Source organism: Clostridium tertium (assembly GCF_017873245.1).
Classification (GTDB): domain Bacteria; phylum Bacillota; class Clostridia; order Clostridiales; family Clostridiaceae; genus Clostridium; species Clostridium tertium.
On record NZ_JAGGJY010000012.1, the window covers coordinates 41,523 to 63,898 of the forward strand.

Consider the following 22,376-nt stretch of genomic DNA (forward strand, 5'->3'; position numbering starts at 1 on the left):
TCCTCCTATAGACTCTCTACCGCTGCTCTTATTTCATCTCTCATTCTAATAGCTTCTTCCCTTGCGCATAATGCAAAGTCTTTTTCCATGCCTTCCTTCTTTTTATATGCTAAAAGTATAGCTCTTGAAGAGTTTACCACTCCTCCATTTCCATTATTTAAATATAAAGCCACATCTTCTGCCTTTCCACCTTGAGCCCCATATCCTGGTATCAAGAAAAACATATTTTTAAATCTTTTTCTTATTTCAATACCTTCTTCAACATGAGTGCATCCTATAACCCCACCTATGCTTGAGTATCCACATTCTCCTACTATTTTTTTACCAAGCTCAGCTATTTTATCACCAACTACCTTATATACATCTCTGGAATCTGTAGTCTTTAGCATTTCTATATCTTCTGCTCCTGGATTAGAAGTCCTAACTAATGAGAATAGTCCCTTGTTTCCTTTTTCCATATATGGCATATAAGGCTCTATACTATCCATCCCCATATATGGGCTAAGAGTTATAAAATCAGCTTCAAAATCTCCTTCAAAGTGAGCTTTTGCATATTGCTTGGCTGTTGCTGCTATATCTCCTCTTTTTATATCTGCAATTATAATTGCATCTTTTTTTCTTAAATAATCTAAAGTTTCTTTATAAGCAATCATTCCTTTTAATCCTAAAGCTTCATAATAAGCAATTTGAACTTTAAAGCACGCTGCCACATCGATAGTTGCATCTATTATTTGCTTATTAAACTCAAATAATGCTTCAACTTCCGATCTTCCTTCAAAAAGATAACTAGGTATATATTCAAGTGCTGTATCTAATCCAACGCAAACTACTCCTCTTTCTTCTACTCTATTAAACAATTTATCCATTATTAAACTTTTCATATTTATCTCCCTACTTCTTATAAAGAATCCTTCCTGCTTTTATTGTCATTTGAACTTCTCCATAAAACTCCATACCTTGAAAAGGAGTATTTTTTCCCTTTGAATTAAATTCCTCTGAGTTTACTTTGATCTTCTTATCTAAATCTAATAAGACTACATCTCCTTCAACTCCAGGACTAATTCTCCCCTTATTCATACCTAGAATATCCGCACAGTTCTTTGACATAATTTCACTTAACTTATTTAAATTTATAGCTCCGGATTTAACCAAGCTTGTATAACATATAGGAAATGATGTTTCAAGCCCAACCATTCCAGGTGATCCTTTTTCTTTATCTTCTTTTGTATGAGGAGCATGATCTGTCCCTATACAATCTATAATTCCATCTTTTATAGCATTTATAATTTCATGCGCATCCTCTTTTTCTCTTATAGGAGGATTTACTCTATAATTGTTTATATCTTTTGTTAATGATATATGATGAGGAGTAACCTCGCAAGTTATATTTCTAAAGCGCTTCTTTGCACTCTTAATATACCCTATAGCTTCTTTTGTACTAACATGGCACATATGAAGCCTTGCCCCAGTTTCTTTTGCTAAATAAATATCTCTTAATGTCATTATATTTTCAGCTATTCTCATATCTATATCTGAGAAACTATGATCTTCTGCATGAGACATTATTACCCATCCATGTTCTTTTGCTTTTAGCATAGCTTTATACATAATTTCAGAGTCCATAATTCCAACGCCATCATCTGATATTGCTTTAAGCCTATTATCATTAGCAAAGTTATCTAAATGCGTTATATCCTTGCCATTAAAACCTTTTGTAACAGATATACATTGATGCAAATCTATTAAATTTAACTCTTTCTCTCTGTTTCTAACTTCTTCTAAAACTTCTTTACTAGAACATATTGGCTTAGTATTTGCCATCAGACATACTCCAGTATATCCACCTCTTAATGCTGCTTTAGACCCTGTTTCTATATCTTCTTTGTAAGTAAGCCCTGGTTCCCTAAAATGTGCATGAGTATCGATAAATGAAGGCATTAAAGTTAACCCCTTAGCGTCTATAACATTTATAGCATCTATATTAATATCTAATCCTACTTCTTTTATATTTCCATTTTCTATATAAATATCTCCAATAAAATCTTGTGAGTAATCTACTATTCTAGCATTTTTTATTAGCAAATTCATAATTTCACCTCATAGTTTATATTTAAATCTATAAATCAGATAGACTTGTTATGTGATCACAATAATCACACTTGTATGTTCCTTTATTCTCATCTATTAGGTTAAATGTATGCGGAACATATTGTTCTACCTCTGTTATACATCTTGGATTACTGCAAATCAGAACATCTACAACCTTTTTAGGTAACTCTGGTTTTATTTTTCTAGATATTTGTCCGTCCCTTACCTCGTTTATAGTTAGATTTGGTGATAATAATCCTAAAATTGTATAGTTTATTTCTGAAGAATTTTCTATTTTAATTATGTCTTTTTTGCCAACTTTATCACTTTCTGCATTCATTATTAATGCAACTTGGCTATTAACCTTATCTAGATTTAAATAATTAAATATTTTTATTCCCATTCCAGCCTTTATATGATCTATTACTAATCCATTTTTAATACTTGTTATTTCTAACATCTAAGCCACCCCCAAAAGTTTTGCAATTAATGCCATTCTTACATACATTCCATACTCTGCTTGCTTAAAATAGCAGGCTCTATCATCTCTATCAACTTCTATGGAAATTTCATTTACCCTTGGTAGTGGATGCATAACTATCATATCTTTTTTAGCTAACTTCATCTTTTCTACATCTAAAATATAGCTATCTTTAAGCCTTATATATTCCTCTTCATTAAAAAATCTTTCTTTTTGAATTCTAGTCATATATAAAATATCTAGTTCATCTATTACGTCTTCTAATTTTTCAACTTCTTTAAATTCTATATTATTTTTTATCAATATTTCTTCTCTTATATAAACTGGTATAGATAATTCCTTTGGTGAAATTAAGATAAATTTAGTTCCTTCATATCGTGACATAGCTTTTATAAGTGAGTGAACTGTTCTTCCATTTTTTAAGTCTCCACAAATTCCTATTGTATGATTTGTTAAACCATCCTTTAAAGACTCTATTGTTAAAAGATCAGTTAATGTTTGAGTTGGATGCTGATGTCCTCCATCTCCTGCATTTATTACAGGAACTTGTGAGTACATACTTGCAAGTTTAGCAGAACCTTCCATTGGATGCCTCATAGCAATTATGTCAGAATATATAGACACCATAGTTATAGTATCTGCTAAAGTTTCTCCCTTTGCAGTAGAACTTGAATTTGGCTCAGAAAACCCTAGAATTTTACCACCAAGTCTCATCATTGCAGCTTCAAAGCTAAATCTTGTCCTTGTACTTGGTTCATAAAATAAAGTTGCTAAAATTTTTCCATCACAGATATGAGAATACTCCCTTGGATTTGCTATTATTTGATGTGCTAATTTAAAAATTTCTTGTAATTCTTCTTTTGAAAAATCCATTGGATCAATCAAATGTTTGCTTTTCATATTCATTATACATCACTCCTTGTTAACATCTCCGTGTTAAATTTAAAGGTATATATGTTTTCAATTTTGTTATTTTACTTAAATAAGCTTATTAATCTTTAATTTTATAAAATAGTAATAATACAGATTATTAATTGAAACATATATTATAATAATTTACACAAAAAAACCTTCCTTATTTCAAGGAAGGTATAATAGGCCCTAAATAAAAGTCTTTTACTATTACAATCTCTTCCTTGTTAATCTCTCTGGATTAAATTAAAGGTCATCTTTTCCAATAGGATAACACTTATATAATATATTGTCAAGAAAGTATTAATAAGAACCTCTCTTGTTAGTACTAATTTATATAAAATTATACTTTATATCCATTCTCTAGGAACATAAAAACATATTCTATATGATCATTTTGCACATTTGCCTTTTAAACTAAATATAATATAAATTATATTGAAATAAGGTTTATATTATATTTAGTTAGGAGATTTTTATATGTATCCGAATGATTATAGTGCTTTAAGACGTTATCGTAGACAAACACACAATCACGAATTCCTAGGAAGTACTAGATTTACTGAAGAAAGCGATGATAGACATAATCATCGCTTTGCAGGTATCTCAAGTGAAGCCATACCGTACAATGGATCTCATGTTCATAAAATAAAAACTAGTACAGACTTTTTCGGACATTATCATGATATATGTATTATAACAGGTCCTGCTATACCTATAAGTAATGGTAAACACATTCATTTGGCAATTGCTACTACAACATTTGTGCAAGGGCATGTTCACGAGTTTATTTTCACAACATTAATCGAAGCCCCTGGACTATAATTTATGCTATTGAGCCCGTTTTAAGGGTTCTTTTTTTATATTTATAATATTAATATTTTGATCTTAAGCTATACTTATTTTCTAAAAAGTTAATTATTAATTTATAGTCATACATTTTATTTAATATTTTCATATCTTTTTGTAACTTTTTTTATACATATATCATACTATTAACTATGAAGTTAAGTTCCTGAAAAGGTATATATTGGACTATAAAATTCTCCAAGGAATAACTATACTATTAGTTATTCCTTCTTCCATATATTTGCCTTTTATATATTTATATAAATGAACTCATCTATCTCCTTCATAGCTACAGTTCTTAAAAATTCATTTATCGATATATCCTTTAGATCACAATATTTTTTTATTAATTGTTTTTCTTTACTGTTGAGTCTAAGCTCAACTTTATCATCTAAAATAGAGTCTTCCTTCTTCTTAAAAATAAACTTAATTAAATTTAATATATTACCCATTATTGCCCTCCATAGATATATATTTAAAATTATCTTACTGAAAAGATAGTTTAAAAACTATTTTAATTCTATAGTAGTTTTAAACGATCTTACATTACATATTTATTATATTGGTAACAAAATTATTACAAAATTTTATTATATTTATATATTTTGTCTTTATAAATACTCATTTTGTATATTTAAACATTTATAAAGACAAAATAATTGGGAAAGGTGGTTATTTAGATGAAAAAATTTATAGCTATTATTTTTATTTCTTTATTTTTAAACTTTAATATAGTAAAAGCAAATCCTCAAATTTCCTCAAATATATTAAAGGAAGGTGTTTATAACGTAAATAATATTACTAACACACTTGGCAACGTTCAAAATGTTCAAAATGTCTCAAATTATAGTTCTATATATCTAATTCTCTTAGATCAAAATGAAACAGTGTTACAAACAATAAAAATGAAACCACAATCTGAAACATATGTATTAAACAATTTTGGAAAAAACTATAAATTAATATTAATTGGCGATGGTGAAGCTTTTTTATCTTAAAGCTAAGATTTAATCATATAAATATTTGCTATTTCGCCTAAAAATACCTACATATAATATATATTCAATTAATTAAAATAGAAAGGTAGATGTTAAAGTGAAAAAATTTCTTGTCATACTATTAGTTCTTTTATCAGTATCTTACATACCTACTAATGCTGTTATTCAATTTGCTGAACCTCCTCTTAAAGAAGGAGTATATAGAGTAAATACTTTTACTACCCCATTAAATGAAATAAATTATATCGAAAATACTTCAAAAACAGATGACGTTTACTTTGTAGTATTTAATGAAAATGATACCTTAATTCAATCAATAAAGCTACCTCCAAACTCTTCTAAACATAAAATTTCTCCACTAGATCCAAGCTATAGAATAGTAGTTATCGGAAAAGGTACTATTCTTTTATCAAAAGAATAATATAGTTATTTTTTATAACCATACTAAATACTTTTCTATAAATTATTTATAGTGTTTATGAATAACTTATTAAGAATTTGAAGGATAACCAAATATAACATCCAATAGATATGTTATAAATTAAATATCTAAATCTAAGAATATTCTATTCTAAACAATATAAAATAGAGGATAATTATAATAACTATCCTCTATTTTACTTCAAAAATTTATGCACTTTTATGTCTTTCAATTTAAACAAACATTTCATAAACCTTTAATATATAAATATGTCAAGGATTAATGCCAATTATTCATCACATTATCCCACATAGTTTTTCCACATTTAGCTAATGTAACTGTTCCATAAACACTATTAGGTATTCCCATAGATAAAACAGTGAATGTAAAATTCCCCTTTGATAATCTAATTAATTCAGTATCATTTTCTACTCCATTCTTATCCCCAGTCTTACTTGAAATTTCATATTTCAAATCATCTGGAATATATAGAGCTAACTTATTTTTAATTTGCTGTCTTGTTAAAATATCAATTAACATCTGACTATTTTCTTCATTTAAATAGGTTGAATTATATAAATGTCTCCAAATTCTAGCAAGATCTAGTGCACATGTTATATTTTCAACTTCACTTTTAGTCTTTCTTTCATCAGTTGTTTTTCTATTTAGCACTGTATTTTTCAGGCCCATTTCTTTTATATCTTTATTTATTTTTTCCATTCCAACAATATCAATTATTTTATTTGCTGCTGTATTATCACTTTGTATTAACATAGCAACTAATAACTCAAAAACAGTGTATTCTCTTTCATTAAACTCATGAATTATCCCTGTACCATAAACTTTATCTTTTCCATCAATTTTTATTTTATCTAGAAAGTCAATTTTTTTATCTTCTACACTTTTAATTAATGATACAGCTATAGGCAGCTTCATACAACCTGCTGCTACCATTTGAACGTTTTCATTATAACCATAAATGTATCCACTCTTCAAATCCTCAAAGAAAAATCCATATGTCCCAATTCTTGATTCTAAATATTTCTTTATCTCTTTCATAATACCCTCCAGCTTTCTTTACTGTATTCTCTGCCTAATAAAATTATATCATATTGTCAGAAAATTTTGAAGTATCAAATAAAAGTTTATATAACTTTTATTTAGTTTTTTATTTAAATTTAATAACAAAAATAGTGGTAGAGTAAAATATCTACCACTTCGTTTATAATTAATCAGCAAATGAAATTCCTATTTTTTTTGCAACTTTAACTAATTCTCCATCTGGATCAACTAGTTTTGATTTTTGACCTATAACATTCTCTAAACTATCACTAGACATTTTTCCATCTTTAAGACAAACCATATCTCCAAACTTACCTTCATTAATAAGTTCAACAGCTCCAACTCCATATCTTGTTGATAGAATTCTATCATATGTTGAAGTTATTCCACCTCTTTGAATATGACCAAGCACTGTGCATCTTATTTCTTTATCTGGTAATAGCTTTTCTAAATCTTCAGCTAATTTATTTCCTATTCCACCAAGTCTTATTGGATCTGGACTATCAGCAACTATCTTAGCAACTACTACTTCTCCATCTTTAGGTTTTGCGCCTTCTGCTACTACAACTATACTAAATCTTCTCCCTGCAGCTTCTCTTTCTTTTACTTTCTCAGCAATTTTATTTATATCATAAGGCATTTCAGGTAAAAGTATAACATCAGCAGATCCTGCAATACCAGATTCTAATGCTATCCAACCTGCTCCTCTACCCATAACTTCACAAATCATTACTCTATGATGTGACTCCGCTGTAGTATGTAGTCTGTCTAACGCTTCAGTGGCAACATCTATAGCCGTATTAAAACCAAATGTTACATCTGTTGATGCTAAATCATTATCAATTGTTTTTGGAACACCTATTACTTTAACACCTTTTCTTGCAAAGTCTCTTGCTGATGTTAAAGTTCCATCTCCTCCTATTACAACTAATACATCTACTCCTTCTTTCTTTAAATTGTCTACAGCTACATCTGATACATCTTTTTTTACCATAACGCCATTTTCTTCTACTAAGTAATCAAATAAGTTGTCCTTGTTTGAGCTATATAATATAGTTCCTCCTCTATGAAGAATCCCTGATACGCTATCTAAAGTTAAAGGTACGAAATCATTGTTGTATAATCCCCTGTATCCAAACTTATAACCTATTACTTCCATTCCATAGTTTATTATAGCTGTTCTTGTTACGGCCCTTATAACTGCATTTAATCCTGGACAATCTCCACCACCTGTTAGTAATGCTATTTTTTTAATTTGTTGTGACATTTAAAACTCCCCCTACCCAATTCAGTTACTTTCAAATTGATTATACATTTAAAATTTTCTGTTAATTCTTTTTTTTTGAATATAACAATTTAGCTTCATTTAATGCACTTGTTTTCAAAGCATTATTGTTAATTCTCTTATTTAATGATAGCATAAAGATAATATACTGAAAAGTAAAATTATCTTTATTTTCAATATTTTTTATATTTTTGTAATTTTCTCATAATTATTGTTTTAATTTATATGAAATTAACTAAGTTATATTGAAATATAGTATTAAATACTTTATAATATGTTTATATTTATTTTAAAGATAGGGGATTATTTATGAGAAGCTTTAACGAAGAATTTTTAAAACTTGAGGAAGAAAGAACTACTTTAAAAAAACTAAAATCAAAGATTTCTACTCTTGATGTAGAAATAAATAAAACTAATGAATCATTAGAAGTACTAAAAAAAATTTTAGCCAAAGAAAAAAAGGATGTAGATAATTTAGAATCCTTTAGCCTATCATATGTTTACTATAAAATTAAAGGATCAATAGATGAAAAGCTTTCTAAAGAAAAACTTGAATTTTTAGAAGCACAAGCTAGCTACTTAGAAAAAGAAGACTACTTAAATAGATTAACATCTAATAAAAAACAAATGCTAAAAGATATTAACGATATTGGTGATATTGATTTAAAATATGATGATCTTTTAAATAATTCGGCTGAATATATTATAAAATTTAATAACGGGAAAAGTGAAAAAGTATTATTAATTTTAAATAAATTAAAAAACACCTCCCTAGAACTTAAGGAAATACAAGAAGCTTTATTTGAAGGCGATAAACTAATCCCTTATATAGATAAAGCTATATCAAACTTAAATAGTGCTCAAAACTGGGGTATCTATGATATGATGGGTGGAGATTTTATAGCAACAATGGCTAAACGTTCCAAAATGGATGATGCTTCAAAATCAATAAATTCAATAAAAATAATGTTAAATAGATATAATGCTGAATTAAAAGATTTAAGTGATGAAATTAATGTTAATTTAAATCTTGATAGTATGTCTGGTATATTTGACTATTTATTTGATAATTTTTTTACAGATTATTTTGTACAAGGTAAAATTAATTCTGCTTTAGATTCCACAAAAAACTTAAAAGCTAAAGTAAATAATATACAATCAAGCTTAACAAATAAAGCTCAAAATTACAAAAAAGAAATTGAAAACCTAAAAAAAGAATTAGAAAATGAACTAAAAAAATAAGAGTACAACTAGGTACTCTTATTTTTTAAAAATCATTTTACATAGTTAAAGTTACTATTCCAGCAAGTGATAATGCTAATAAAACTATACCTGCAATAATTCTATATATAGCAAATATTCTCATAGGCTTCTTCTTTAAATAGCTTACGAACATATCCATAACTATTATTGATACTATAAAAGCTACAATAAAGCCAATAATTAATGCCACTATATATGTAGAATTCATTATTGAATAATCAAATTTAAATAAATCCATAGCTGATGAACCAATCATGGCTGGAACTGCTAAAAAGAAAGAAAACTCTGCTGCTACTGGAGTTGCAAGTCCTGCAATCCATCCCCCCATTATTGTTGAAGCACTTCTTGACATTCCTGGCCACATTGATAAAACTTGGAATAATCCAACTTTTAATGATTGCATTGGAGTTAAATCAAAAACATCAACTGTTGTAGTTTTTCCTCTTTTTGAAGCCCTATTTCTAAATCTATTTTCTATTATTAGTAATAATATACCACCAACAATAAATCCAACAACTACTGCAGAAGGTTTAAACAAACTTTTTATATCATCATATAAAGTTAAACCTACAATTAGAGCTGGAATTGATGCTATTATTACATTTATTCCAAATCTGAAACCTGATTGTCCTTTTTTCCCTAATGTAAAGATATAAGTAAAGAAATCAACTACCGCTCCCCAAAGTTTATTCCAATATAATACTACTACCGCTAAAATTGCTCCAAGTTGTATAACTACCTCAAACATCTTTGCAAATTCTTCTGCACCAACAGCACCCGACCTAAAGCCTATTAGACTTCCTACTAAAATCATATGTCCTGTTGATGAAACTGGTACAAATTCCGTAAGACCTTCTACTATAGCTATAACTATAGCTTTAAGTATATAGATAAAATCTAAACCCATTCTTTTTCCTCCTTTTAAGACCTGTTATAATTACAACAAATCTTATTATACCTTTATAATCTTCTACTGTCTATTGAATATAATCCATTAAATCTTAAGATTATATTAAAGAAACTTAAAAATAAAATAAAGAAAACTTTATATTTTATTTTTTATAATCTATTTCTATACTACTTACTACATTTTCACCATCTATTGAAAGCTCTATTAAATTATCTCCTTTAGTTAATAAAATATCTGAATATTTTTTAACTTTTCTAAATCCACTATCCTTTTCTTTTATATAATATTCATCCATTATTTTGCCATCCTTAAAAGCCCCAACTACAAAACTACTATTTTCTTGTTCATTTTCAAGTGATGTTTTTTCTTGCTTTTTCATTAAAACTAAATATGCTTTTTCATCACTTGAAACAAGTGTATCAATAGGGTTTTTGTTTATTAAATCTTTATTTTGTGTGAATATTGTAGGCACAATATAGCTTCCTTTAAACTTAAAAGTTATATCACTTTCATTTTTAATATAAGTTACATAGCTATTACTTTTTTGCATGTCAGTAGTATTATCAATACTTATCGTATAAGTATATAAAGACTTCTTTAGCATTGGTATATAATCACTTCTATCACTTTTTCCTGTGTAATTTAAATTTCTAATGTCTCCATCAAGAAGCTCTAATGCACTACAAGGAAATCCTTCTTTATCAAAATATCCTCTATCAATAAAATCAATCATTATCCATTTATTAGCTTCTTTGCTCCAAAACTCAACTATATAATATGAACTTTGCTTACTTAATTTAGCATCAGTTCTTCTAAACTCTCCAAGTCTTGCTGTATACCCTACACTTTCAAGAAAATCTCTATAAATTATACCAAGATCTCTAGCTGAAGCCTTCTTAGCTCCATTCTTTTCCTTTAATATATCAAATCCATTTATTCCTTTAGTATTAGGAACATCATCAAATGTAATTATTTCATTTAAAATTTCCGATATTTTTATGGCCTTTTTAACTTTATCTTTTTCACCTTCTAATTTTTCTTCTATACTATACATATCTTTAAGTATTTTTATTTTTTCATCATTCTTTTCTCCATAAAAGAATTTTATATTGCTTTCATTATATATATTATCCCACTTTTTAATAGTAACATCATTTGAATATTTTGATTTAAAAATAAATATAAACCCGATACATATTACTAAAATAACTACAATTAGCCTAACTATTTTTTTAGATTTTTTCAATAAGATCCCCCCATAAATATAATTATATATATAATATAATTATAATAATACCAGAAATTGTATTATTTTTCTACATAAAAAAAAGTGCCTACTGGCACTTTTAATAAAACAGTTTCAATCCTGTTATTTTAAACTCTTGGGAGCTATCTTTTAAAAACTTATCATAAACCTCTTTTGATTTATTATAATTTTCTATAAGAGAATTCTTAGTACTTTCGTCCATACTTGCTGGAATTTCTTCATATGCTGCTTTTATATTTTCATATCCTCTTGCAATATCATTTTCAACCATTAAATAATACCAACCTGCATTATTTAATGCCAATATATCTTTTTCATTCATAGAATAAGCTTTACGAGTAAGCTCAATTCCCTCTTCATTCTTTGAACTCTTTAAATATACAGCACCTAAAGTTCTATAGTATTCCGGATTATCTTCATCAAGCTTTATTGCTTCCTTTAAGTTGTTAGAAGCATCTTCCCACTTTTCATCAACTATATCTAGCTTAGCAAGTTTAAAATACAACTCACTATCATCTTTTTTAATATTTAAAGCTAACTCATAATAATTCCTAGCCTTTTCATTATTAGATTCATAATTTGAATAATAATTTGCTATTTTAATTATTGTTTCATAGTTGTATGGCTCTTTTTTCATAGCAGTTCTAAAATACGCTTCTGTTGGCTTAATATTTCCTTTTGCTAATAAAATATCAGGAATTAAGCTTTCATAATTATTAGTATATTCTTGATTGGCTATTATGCTTTTTTTAGCCAAGTTAAACGCTTCTTCATACTTTTCATTATTAAATGCCTTTACCGCTGAAATATAATATGTTACATATGAATCTTTCTTTTCTTTTTCTGCTTTTCTTTCAGCTGCTTCTAAATATTCTTCTGCTTCTGAATTATTATTTCTAGATTTACATATTTCATAATTTATAAAATCACTTGCTATTCCATCAACATTATTATCATCTAAATCTTTCATTAATTCTTCTGCATCATTTGCAGTTTCTTTTGAAACAGAATAAGCTTTTGCTAGAAGCATTTTATATGCATCCTCATTTGTATTATTCTCTATCTTAGCTTGTATTGATTCTATTAATTTTTCACTATTAAATGAAGACATATCTTCTATAACATCATATATTTTCAATTCATTCTTATCTAAATACCATGCATCTTTTAAGAGTTCAAGTCCTTTATCCCATCTATTAATTAGCATATTCATATTAGCTAACACACAAACATCATAAGCTGATTTTTCATCTATAGGATACTCTTCTGTTAACATTTCAGCTTTATATATATGGTTATTTGAAATATAAGCTGAGAATAATGTCTTTAAAATTTCTTTGTTCCTTCCATACTCACTTATATATTGTTCTCCAAGTGAAATAGCTTCATCATATTCTTTGTTCATTATAAAGGTAAACAGCATAGAATTGATCAATTCTATATCTTTATCTTTATATTTATCAAAGCCCTCTTCTTTTATTATTCTATCTCTTTTTATTATTGCTTCCTTTAAAAGAGAACTTGATTTTTTAATATCACCTTTTATAGAATATATATCAGCAGATTTTACTGTCCAAATTGGCCAATTTTCTTCTTTTTGCATTTTATTATATTCTTCAATTGATTCATCATACTTATTTTCATAATATAGATATTCTGCACTATTTTTAGTTATGTTAATTTCCTCAACAGTTGTAAAGTTCTTTATTCCTAATATCATAGCAAGTACAAATAAACAAGGAATACCAATCATAACAACTGGTTCAATATATGGATTTTTTTCATTCATTTTTTTGTATGTATTATTTATTTTTTTGCTTGTCCTATTAATGCTCTTTCCCAATGGCTTAATTACAATTTTTAGTTTTTTAACAAACGGTTTCAAGCACTTTATTATAGTAGAAAAAAGCTTGTCTGTTTCTTTCATAACTTAATCCACCTTTTCATTTTATCTACACAATTATTATATAATATACATTTTATCAAATATTTTTAACTATTACAATTGAAATCTTTACAAATTTCGCCTAATAATTAATACTTATTTTAAACATATTAAAATTAACGAAGAAACTTTAAATAAATTTAATTTAATTTTAAAAAGCTAATAATAAAACTATTATCAGCTTTTTAATTTCAACACTAATTTATATTTTTTAATCTTTCTTCAATCTTTGCAACAATCATATACATAACAAATGCTATTACTGAAAGAATTACAATACTCATCATAACCATATCTAATTGTGAAATTTGTCCACCATATACTATTAGAAATCCTAATCCTTCTCTTGCTACTAAGAATTCACCCATAATAACCCCTACCCAAGATAAACCAACATTTATTTTTAATGCAGAAATTAATACTTGGATATTTGATGGGAATACAAGATACCTTAGTGTTTGAAACTTTGTAGCTTGTAGTGTTTGCATAAGCTTTAGTTTACCTTTATCAACTTCATTAAAGCCTGTTAATACTGTTATTATTGTAGTTACTATAGAAATTAAAAGTGCTATAACGATTATCGCTGTCATACCATTTCCTACCCAAAATATTACTATTGGTGCAAGTGCAACTTTGGGTAAAGCATTTAATACTACTAAGTATGGATCTAACACTTTTGATGTAAAAGGTGATGCCCATAATACAATAGCTATAATTGCTCCAAGCACCGTTCCTAATGTAAATCCTAATATTGTTTCATAACAAGTTATTAATATATGCTTAAGCAATGTTCCTTCTTTTACAAAAGATATAAATGAATCAAGTATCCTAGATGGACTTGATGTTAGAAATGGATCTATCCATTTCATCCTTGCTGCTACTTCCCATAAAACAATAAATATTAATAATATAGCTACTCTAAATACAGCTATCTTAATTCTATCTCTTTTTACTTTTTTAATATAATCCTCATGTTCTTTACTCATTTACACTGTCCAACTCCTTCCATAGCAAATTGAAATATTCATTAAATTCTGGTTCCTTTCTTCTTTGAAACGGAGTTGCCTCAGCATTTTTAAATGTTATCTTTACATCTAATTTTACCTTTGCAGGTCTTTTCGTAAGAACTATTATCCTATCAGAAGTTGCAATTGCTTCTCCTAAATCATGAGTTACCATTATAGCTGTTTTTCCTTCTCTTTTTATTATACTCTTAACATCATCACACACTTTAAGCCTTGTTTGATAATCTAAAGCTGAAAATGGCTCATCTAAAAGTAGAACATCTGGATTTAATGCAAGAGTTCTAATAAGTGCTACCCTTTGCCTCATTCCTCCTGAAAGCTCTGCTGGCTTATGATTTTTAAACTTAGATAATTGATAATTATCTAACAACTTGTCAGCTCTTTGTATATTTTCTTCATTGTCTAAGCCTTTTATCTTTAACCCTAATAATACATTGCTTCTAACAGAAAGCCATTTAAACAAATAGTCTTTTTGAAACATGTATCCCATTTTATCTAATCTATTATTTATATCTTTATCTATATAAATTATTTTTCCATCAGAAGGTTTTAAAAGACCACTAATAATATTTAAAAGCGTTGATTTCCCACATCCTGATGGCCCTATTATGCTAACGAACTCCCCCTTTTCTATTGAAAAATTTACATTTTCTATAGCCTTTGTCTCACCCTTCAAAGAGTGATAAGTTAAACTTATATTTGATATATCTATTAAACTCAAATCTATACCTCCTTTCTAATTTATGTAAATATTTATAGAAGGAAGTTTATTAGCTAGCTCTAGTATTCTAGAGCTAGCTCTTGAAGATTTACTTAGAATTCATTGCTTCTTCTGAAAAACTATTATTAACTATCTTTTCAAATGACGGTCTATCTGTCAATAAGCTACTATCATAACTTTCTATTACATCCATTAATCTAGTTAGATCTTCTTCTTCAATTGATGGCTTAGTAGATATAGCATTTATCTCTTTGTAATTCTTAACAACTGAAACTATTATGTCTTTATCAGTTCCTGGGAAAAATGAAATTATTGAATCAGCTATTTCTTCATCACTATGTGATTCAACCCATTGTTGACCTTTATAAATTGCATTTGTAAATTTTTGAAGTATTTCTGGGTTTTTATCCATGTAAGATTTAGTTGTAAAGAAACAAGTATAAGGTAAGTCTCCAACTGCTTCTCCGATTGATGCTATAATCTTACCACTACCTTCTTTTTCTAACATAGAAGCTGTTGGCTCAAATAATGTTACATATTCACCTGTACCAGCTTTAAAAGCACCTGATGTAGCAGTGAAATCTATATTAGTTACCATATTTACATCAGTTTTAGGATCTAATCCATTTTGTTTTAATACATATTCAAATGCCATTTCTGGAACACCACCTGGTCTTCCTCCTATAACTTCTGCTCCTTTTAAATCAGTCCATTTAAAATCTTCATCTGCTTCTCTTCCAACTAAAAATGCTCCATCTGTTTGTGTTAATTGTGCAAAGAGTACTGGGTAATCCTCTCTGCCTTGATTATTAATGTACACAGTTTGCTCAGGTCCACAAAATCCTATATCTGCATTTTTACTTAAAACTTGTTGCATTGTTTTATCAGCACCTTGTCCTGTTGCTAAATCTATTTCTAATCCTTCTTCTTCGAATAATCCTTCATTTATAGCAACGTACATTGGTGCATAAAATACAGAACGAACAACTTCATTTAATCTAACCTTTGTTAATTCATTATTAGAATTTTTATTATCTTTTGAGCAAGAAATAAAACTAAGGCTTGTGATACCTATTAATGCTATTAGAGATGCAACTTTAATTAATTTACTTTTCATTCAAACCTCCTTAAGGTTTCTAATTGTTATCATAATTTATAATATGAGTTCAGAGCAAATTTTGTTAAAAAATAAGATATTTTAATTTATACTAGGTATTTCTGTAACTGATTACATTTAAAAGTAAGTTATGTAAATTTTATTATTGCATTTACATCTTTATTTAATAGTGATAAATTATTAATTGGATAGTTTAAGGAGGTCACAAAATGAAAATTTTTAGAGAAGCAATAATAATTCTTGGTATTTACTTAATTGGAGAGCTTATTTCTAAAGGTCTTTCGTTACCTATACCTGGTAATATATTAGGAATGATAATCTTATTAATATTACTATGTAGCAAGACAATTAAAGTTGAAAAAGTTGAAACTGTATCTAACTTCTTTTTAGATCACCTTGCCTTTTTCTTCATTCCTGCTGGTGTAGGACTTATTACATCCTTTGATTCTATTAAAGATAGTTTAATACTTATTATACTATTATGCATAATTACTACATCTATCGTTATAGTAGTCACAGGAAGTGTAGTTCAATTTGTTATGAATTTCCAAAAGAGAAAAACTAAGAAAGGATATGAATTAAAATAATGAACATTTTAACTGAAAACATCTTATTTGGACTAGTAATTTCACTAATAGCCTTTGAAATCGGACTTTTTATCTATAAAAAAACAAAAATCCCACTATTTAATCCACTACTAATATCTATAGCTTTAGTAATTGGATTTTTAGTATTATTTAATATAGATTTTGATGTTTATAATAAAGGTGGACAATTTATAAATATGTTTCTAGGACCTGCTACAGTAGTTTTGGCAGTACCTTTATATAAACAATTGCAATTACTTAAAGAACACTTATTACCAATAGTGACAGGTATATTGATTGGAAGTAGTGTTGGAATAGCTTCAGTTTTCTTAATAGGTAATATTTTTGGAATGGAAAATATACTTACTATCTCTTTACTTTCTAAATCTGTTACTACACCTATAGGAATAGAAATTACAAATCAACTTGGGGGATTAGCTCCTGTAACAGTATTGTCCATAATTCTATCTGGAATAATCGGTGCTGTAGTAGGACCTATTCTTTGTAAGGTATTTAAGATTAAAGAAAGGGTTGCAGTTGGAATTTCATTAGGAACTGCTGCACATGCTGTAGGAACAACAAAGGCATTAGAACTTGGTGAAACTGAAGGAGCTATGAGTTCTTTATCTATTGGAATTGCAGGTATAATGACAGTATTTTTAGCTCCAGCTTTATATAGTTTATTTTTAATATTTATAAAATAAATAAAACTAGTAAAGTTTAATTATATGTTAAACTTTACTAGTTTTATTTTATTGGTTCTTTATTTTTAATAGCTTTGTATTTAAAAGTCCTATATTAGAATTATTCAATACTCTAGAAGTATTCTTCCTAGTATAAGCTTCTAATTTAACCATAAATTCATCTGGTTTAATTTCTTTATCATTTACCATCTTTAAGCCCTTTTCCCAAGAAGCTGTCAAAGATGGATTTAAAAGCGAAGGAATAGATACACTAATTGCTTCATAAATCATTTCCCCAAGTTCTGTTGGAGTTATAACTTGTGTTTTTTTATTTGATTGTATGTATTCTATATTAATTAATTTTTTTAATATTTCAGCCCTAGTTGCTGAAGTTCCTATACCAGCGCCCTTTATATGCTCTCGTAACTCTTCATCTTCTATTAACTTACCTGCATTTTCCATAGCAATTATCATTGAACCTGTTGTATATCTCTTTGGAGGAGATGTTTCTCCCTCTTTTATTTCCAACTCATTTAGATTTAATTTTGTTCCTTTTCTTAAATTCTCTGGAAAGGCTTCTTGTTCTTCATCTTTTTCATTCCCAAGAACAATTAAATATCCTCTATCAACACATATCTTTTTATTTAAAATAAAATTTTCCTTCCCAACTGAAATTGTAATAGACATTTTGCTATATTGAGCTGGTGGATAGAAAATAGATAAAAATCTTCTAAGTATAATATAATAAACTTGTTTATCTAGACTAGGTAATTTACTTAGAGTATCTTTTCCCTCCCCTGTTGGTATAATAGCATAGTGATCTGTAATTTTACTATCATCTACGTATTTACTTTTCATTATAGACTTTGAATAATCTTTTTCTAGTATCTCACTTGTAATATTAGTTAATTCTTCTCCAATTGGCATATTTTTAAGTTTTATTATATTACCTTTTATTCCTTTTGCAACTGCAGTAGATAGCACTCTTGCATCTGTTCTTGGATATGTAACCATCTTTTTTTCATACAATCCTTGAACTATTTTTAATGTTTCATCAGGACTTATTTTAAATCTCTTTGTGCATTCATTTTGTAATTCTGCTAAATTATATAAAAGTGGTGCATTCTTTTTTTCCTTTGTTTTTTTAACTTCCTTAACTGTTCCAAAGCCAATATCTCTTAAATCCTTAATTAAAATTTCAGCATCTTCTTTTTTTTTGAATCCTACCTCATTATAAAGCTTTGGAGATTCAAAATACTCAGAGCCTTCTATTGCTTTCCAATCACCTTTTATAATAGACTCATCATTATCCCTAATAAAGTCTCCAGATATCTTATAAAAAGATGTCTTTTTAAAACTTCTTATTTCTCTTTCTCTTTCTACTACCATTCCAAGAACGCAAGTCATCACTCTTCCAACCGCTACCACCACATTCTTATCTTTTCTTAATACATTAGCTAGTGTCTTTCCATACATAAGAGTCAATAACCTTGAAAAATTTATACCAAAGATATAATCTTCCTTTGCTCTTAAATATGCTGAATGTGCTAATGAATCATATTCTGATAGTGGTTTTGCTTCTTTAATACCTCTTTTTATTTCTTCTTCTGTTTGAGAGTCAATCCAAACTCTTTTTTTTATCTTATTGGGTTTACCAGCCATATCATCTACTAATCTATATATATATTCTCCTTCTCTTCCAGAGTCAGTACATACATATATACTATCAACATCTTCTCTATTCATTAAACTACTAACAATATTAAATTGAGCTGAAGCTGAAGAAATAACTTCATATTTATACTCAGTAGGTAAAAAGGGTAAATCTCTCAAGTTCCAAAATTTTAATTTTTCGTCATAAGCTTCTGGATAACTCATAGTAACCATATGACCTACACACCATGTAAAAATGCTTTTTTCTCCCTCTATATATCCATTGCTTCTTTTCCCCTTAACATTAAGTAGCTTTACAAAATCCATAGCTACTGATGGTTTTTCTGCTATAAATAAAGTTTTCCCCATAGAAACTTCCTTTCCAAATGAAATAAACCTTCAGAAGAAGGCTTATTAATATTATACTACATATTAAATTACATTTCATTAAGTAACCAAATAAAATAATTCAAAACTCCTGCAAATATAAGCCATAACATATATGGAGTTATTAAAAATGCAGATATTTTATCTACTCTAATAAATTTAATAAATGTTATTATTACTAAAACAAATAGTATTATAATCCAAAAAAATGAAATTGCATATAGCCTAAATGTAAAAAATATAAAACTCCACATCAAATTAAATATAAGTTGAACCAGATAGAAAAAATACGCTCCCTTATCATCAACCCCTTGCTTATTTCTCATATATATTCTATATGCTGCAATTCCCATCAATATATATAATATGTTCCATACTATTGGAAATACAATAGCTGGCGGATTAAAAAAGGGCTTTTTTAAAGTCTCATATGTAGCAATAGAGTTTTTATTAAGATATCCTACTATAAATCCAGATACTACTGGTATTAGTATATTAATTATTAAAGGTATTAATTTAAATTTACCATTTACTTTAAATATATTTAAACTTTTATGTTTGTTAGGAGTTTTTTTATGTTTTATTTTCTTAGGCTTCTTAATATCCTTTTTATTAAATTTCTTTTTATTGAGTTTACTTTCCTTATTCTTCATTTAATGCACCTCTATATAATATTCATTATTATATATGCATTAGTATTTTAATTTATGAAATTAAAAATATATATCCGAAAACTCTATATCTATTTTTTCTTGTAATTCATTAATTTCTACATTATTATTCAGTAATACAACTTCTCCTTTAATATTATTATCATATGGGAATGTTATTTTGAATATATTTCCATACTTTATTCCTGCGTTTATTGTTATTTTCCCATTATGTAATTCTACTAATCCCTTAGTTAAAAATAACCCTAAACCACTTCCCTCCGATGGCCTATTTAATGATGTATTTACTTTTGTAAATTTATCAAATATAACCTTCCTCTTATCTTCTGGAATAGCTTCTGCATCATTTATAACTTCTATAATTATATTTTTCTTATTTTCTATTCTTAGCATAACGTATATATTACCTTTAAATTTACCATATTTTAAAGAATTAGATAAAATATTTAACATTATTCTCTCTATATAATCTTTATCACAATAAAAGTATATTTCTTCATACTCAGGATCAAAAGTTAATTTTGTTTCTCTGAGATTCATATAAAAATTACATGATAATACTACATTTTCTATTATATCTACAATATTATAAACTCTTTTATTAATTTCTAAAAATCCTTCTGAAAGCTTATTACTATCTATAAAGTTATTAATCGTTCTAATTAATCTTAGACAGTTTTGCCTTATTATATTATTATTTCTATTAATTTTTGTTACTTCACAATTCTTTAAATACATATCATTTAATTGAAGTGCAGAATAAATAACATTTATAGGCGTTCTTAATTCATGTGATATATTAGAATAAAATTCATCCTTAATATTTTCATCATTAATTTTTTTCTCAAGTTTTAAAATTTCATCTCTTTGCTTTACTAATTTAGTTACATCATTAAATAATAATATTTTTTTATCATCATAAATCTTAACTAAACTAACCTCTAGCTCTTTAATTTCTCCATATTCATCTTGTATGCTTACCTCAGCAGAAAAATTATTTATCTCATAATCATCAGGATATTCTATACCTATAATTTTATTTAATATATAGTTTAGTCTTAATTCACTTTGAGTACATACTATTTTACTAGGCATATTATAATATATATCATTATAATAATTTGAATGAACCATTATATCATTTTCAAAAAGTAACAATCCATCAGAAAAGGCATTGACAACATCGTAATACCTTTTTTCACTTTTTTCTAAAAGCAAATTTAATTCTTTTAATTCCTTTTCTCTTCTTTTTAGATTTTTATGTAAATTGGTTTCAATCTTTCTTACTCTATTTAAACTTTCATATGCACTGGAATAAGCATTAGATAATAAAGCTTCTTCAAATTTATCATAGGCTAAAAAATATGATAATAATTTTATAATCCATATAAAAGAAATTAAATTAACACCCAATATTCCCATTAATGTAATAAGACTATCACTTACTATTAGTAATACACTAGTATATATAATCCATTTATTTCCCTTATCTAGCTTCTTATATTGATATACTATAAATCCAAATAAAATAAGTAATATAATTTGATTTATAATAAATTGCTTATTAGGATTATATATATATCTTAAATAAGTTAATCCATTGTATGCTCTTAATGGAAACATATAAATTATAGGTATAACTATAATAAAAACTAAATTTTGAATTTTAGGAGAATATCTTTTTTTATATAAAATTATGCTTGATATTATGTTTATTAGCTCTAAATATGTAATAATCCCTATAAAAGACAAAGGAAATCCAAGTATTTCCTCTTGCCATAAATACTCTAGGTCTATGAACCTTAACATAGCTATATAAAAATAACCAACTCCAATGTATTTTAACAATCCTAAATCCTTGTTGTTAACTTTTACAATGCTTATTATGAATATTAGTATTGATATTGAAAAGCAAAGTAATCTAGTTATAAATATGTATTCATTTACCATTTTAAAAACTATATTAATAATAATTAGCATTACAAGTATAGGTATAAATACATTAAACATTAACCCTTTACGCCTATAATTTTTTTCACTTAACATCTATC

At 27.0% G+C, this 22,376-nt stretch carries 22 protein-coding genes; 6 read left to right on the forward strand and 16 right to left on the reverse strand.

Annotated elements, in window-relative coordinates; all coding sequences use genetic code 11:
* Nucleotides 1-5 precede the first annotated feature (5 nt).
* From pyrF to pyrB, 4 genes are read right to left on the reverse strand one after another with little or no spacing between them, the layout of a single operon-like run.
* Nucleotides 6-881 carry an orotidine-5'-phosphate decarboxylase gene (pyrF, locus tag J2Z25_RS13100; RefSeq protein WP_209740933.1) on the reverse strand — a complete coding sequence of 292 codons (876 nt, stop codon included), beginning with the start codon at nucleotides 879-881 and terminating at the stop codon, nucleotides 6-8.
* A gap of 10 nt (nucleotides 882-891) precedes the next feature.
* Nucleotides 892-2,088 (reverse strand): dihydroorotase, encoded by a 1,197-nt coding sequence (locus J2Z25_RS13105; protein ID WP_209740934.1) that lies wholly within the window; start codon nucleotides 2,086-2,088, stop codon nucleotides 892-894.
* A 28-nt stretch (nucleotides 2,089-2,116) separates the two neighbouring features.
* Complete coding sequence (locus tag J2Z25_RS13110) at nucleotides 2,117-2,548, reverse strand: aspartate carbamoyltransferase regulatory subunit (RefSeq protein WP_008679496.1); 432 nt, start codon at nucleotides 2,546-2,548, stop codon at nucleotides 2,117-2,119.
* Nucleotides 2,549-3,475, reverse strand: coding sequence for an aspartate carbamoyltransferase (pyrB, locus tag J2Z25_RS13115; RefSeq protein WP_209740935.1), 927 nt, complete (start codon nucleotides 3,473-3,475; stop codon nucleotides 2,549-2,551). It abuts the gene before it with no gap.
* Nucleotides 3,476-3,961: 486 nt separating this feature from the next.
* Between pyrB and J2Z25_RS13120 the strand changes: the two genes are divergently transcribed.
* Nucleotides 3,962-4,306 carry a YmaF family protein gene (locus J2Z25_RS13120; protein WP_209740936.1) on the forward strand — a complete coding sequence of 115 codons (345 nt, stop codon included), beginning with the start codon at nucleotides 3,962-3,964 and terminating at the stop codon, nucleotides 4,304-4,306.
* Between the two features lie 272 nt (nucleotides 4,307-4,578).
* Here the strand turns inward: J2Z25_RS13120 and J2Z25_RS13125 are convergent, their stop codons facing one another.
* Nucleotides 4,579-4,782 carry a DUF6290 family protein gene (locus J2Z25_RS13125; RefSeq protein WP_008679503.1) on the reverse strand — a complete coding sequence of 68 codons (204 nt, stop codon included), beginning with the start codon at nucleotides 4,780-4,782 and terminating at the stop codon, nucleotides 4,579-4,581.
* 228 nt (nucleotides 4,783-5,010) lie between these two features.
* Between J2Z25_RS13125 and J2Z25_RS13130 the strand changes: the two genes are divergently transcribed.
* On the forward strand, nucleotides 5,011-5,328 hold the full coding sequence (locus tag J2Z25_RS13130) for a hypothetical protein (protein WP_008679505.1): 318 nt from the start codon (nucleotides 5,011-5,013) through the stop codon (nucleotides 5,326-5,328).
* Nucleotides 5,329-5,425: 97 nt separating this feature from the next.
* Nucleotides 5,426-5,749 (forward strand): hypothetical protein, encoded by a 324-nt coding sequence (locus J2Z25_RS13135; protein ID WP_209740937.1) that lies wholly within the window; start codon nucleotides 5,426-5,428, stop codon nucleotides 5,747-5,749.
* Between the two features lie 279 nt (nucleotides 5,750-6,028).
* Here the strand turns inward: J2Z25_RS13135 and J2Z25_RS13140 are convergent, their stop codons facing one another.
* Nucleotides 6,029-6,808 (reverse strand): serine hydrolase, encoded by a 780-nt coding sequence (locus J2Z25_RS13140; RefSeq protein ID WP_008679509.1) that lies wholly within the window; start codon nucleotides 6,806-6,808, stop codon nucleotides 6,029-6,031.
* A 169-nt stretch (nucleotides 6,809-6,977) separates the two neighbouring features.
* On the reverse strand, nucleotides 6,978-8,078 hold the full coding sequence (locus J2Z25_RS13145; protein ID WP_008679510.1) for a 6-phosphofructokinase: 1,101 nt from the start codon (nucleotides 8,076-8,078) through the stop codon (nucleotides 6,978-6,980).
* Nucleotides 8,079-8,405: 327 nt separating this feature from the next.
* Here J2Z25_RS13145 and J2Z25_RS13150 point away from each other — a divergent pair, with 327 nt between their 5' ends.
* Nucleotides 8,406-9,338 carry a hypothetical protein gene (locus J2Z25_RS13150; RefSeq protein ID WP_209740938.1) on the forward strand — a complete coding sequence of 311 codons (933 nt, stop codon included), beginning with the start codon at nucleotides 8,406-8,408 and terminating at the stop codon, nucleotides 9,336-9,338.
* A gap of 37 nt (nucleotides 9,339-9,375) precedes the next feature.
* Here the strand turns inward: J2Z25_RS13150 and J2Z25_RS13155 are convergent, their stop codons facing one another.
* The 6 genes from J2Z25_RS13155 to J2Z25_RS13180 all read right to left on the reverse strand — a co-directional run bounded on the left by J2Z25_RS13155 (nucleotide 9,376) and on the right by J2Z25_RS13180 (nucleotide 16,344).
* Complete coding sequence (locus tag J2Z25_RS13155; RefSeq protein WP_209740939.1) at nucleotides 9,376-10,266, reverse strand: undecaprenyl-diphosphate phosphatase; 891 nt, start codon at nucleotides 10,264-10,266, stop codon at nucleotides 9,376-9,378.
* A gap of 145 nt (nucleotides 10,267-10,411) precedes the next feature.
* A complete protein-coding gene (locus J2Z25_RS13160) occupies nucleotides 10,412-11,515 on the reverse strand; it encodes a hypothetical protein (protein ID WP_209740940.1) in 1,104 nt (367 codons plus the stop codon).
* Nucleotides 11,516-11,615: 100 nt separating this feature from the next.
* Nucleotides 11,616-13,463 carry a tetratricopeptide repeat protein gene (locus J2Z25_RS13165; RefSeq protein ID WP_209740941.1) on the reverse strand — a complete coding sequence of 616 codons (1,848 nt, stop codon included), beginning with the start codon at nucleotides 13,461-13,463 and terminating at the stop codon, nucleotides 11,616-11,618.
* Nucleotides 13,464-13,678: 215 nt separating this feature from the next.
* The gene (locus tag J2Z25_RS13170) at nucleotides 13,679-14,467 is read right to left on the reverse strand and encodes an ABC transporter permease (protein ID WP_209740942.1); all 789 of its coding nucleotides are present in this window, start codon (nucleotides 14,465-14,467) and stop codon (nucleotides 13,679-13,681) included.
* Complete coding sequence (locus J2Z25_RS13175; RefSeq protein WP_008679516.1) at nucleotides 14,460-15,227, reverse strand: ABC transporter ATP-binding protein; 768 nt, start codon at nucleotides 15,225-15,227, stop codon at nucleotides 14,460-14,462. Before J2Z25_RS13175 ends, J2Z25_RS13170 begins: the two co-directional genes overlap by 8 nt.
* Nucleotides 15,228-15,315: 88 nt before the next feature.
* Complete coding sequence (locus J2Z25_RS13180) at nucleotides 15,316-16,344, reverse strand: ABC transporter substrate-binding protein (protein WP_209740943.1); 1,029 nt, start codon at nucleotides 16,342-16,344, stop codon at nucleotides 15,316-15,318.
* Between the two features lie 209 nt (nucleotides 16,345-16,553).
* On the opposite strand from J2Z25_RS13180, the gene J2Z25_RS13185 reads away from it, so the two are divergent.
* Together J2Z25_RS13185 and J2Z25_RS13190 are read left to right on the forward strand one after the other, a co-directional pair.
* Entirely contained in the window at nucleotides 16,554-16,931 is a 378-nt protein-coding gene (locus tag J2Z25_RS13185; protein WP_008679603.1) for a CidA/LrgA family protein, read from the forward strand.
* On the forward strand, nucleotides 16,931-17,635 hold the full coding sequence (locus tag J2Z25_RS13190) for an LrgB family protein (RefSeq protein ID WP_008679606.1): 705 nt from the start codon (nucleotides 16,931-16,933) through the stop codon (nucleotides 17,633-17,635). Before J2Z25_RS13185 ends, J2Z25_RS13190 begins: the two co-directional genes overlap by 1 nt.
* Nucleotides 17,636-17,683: 48 nt before the next feature.
* Here J2Z25_RS13190 and J2Z25_RS13195 read toward each other — a convergent pair whose 3' ends face one another.
* The 3 genes from J2Z25_RS13195 to J2Z25_RS13205 all read right to left on the reverse strand — a co-directional run bounded on the left by J2Z25_RS13195 (nucleotide 17,684) and on the right by J2Z25_RS13205 (nucleotide 22,371).
* Complete coding sequence (locus J2Z25_RS13195) at nucleotides 17,684-19,636, reverse strand: DNA topoisomerase (protein ID WP_209740944.1); 1,953 nt, start codon at nucleotides 19,634-19,636, stop codon at nucleotides 17,684-17,686.
* Between the two features lie 68 nt (nucleotides 19,637-19,704).
* Nucleotides 19,705-20,307 (reverse strand): TspO/MBR family protein, encoded by a 603-nt coding sequence (locus J2Z25_RS13200; protein WP_209740945.1) that lies wholly within the window; start codon nucleotides 20,305-20,307, stop codon nucleotides 19,705-19,707.
* Nucleotides 20,308-20,367: 60 nt separating this feature from the next.
* Entirely contained in the window at nucleotides 20,368-22,371 is a 2,004-nt protein-coding gene (locus J2Z25_RS13205; protein ID WP_209740946.1) for a sensor histidine kinase, read from the reverse strand.
* Nucleotides 22,372-22,376 lie beyond the last annotated feature (5 nt).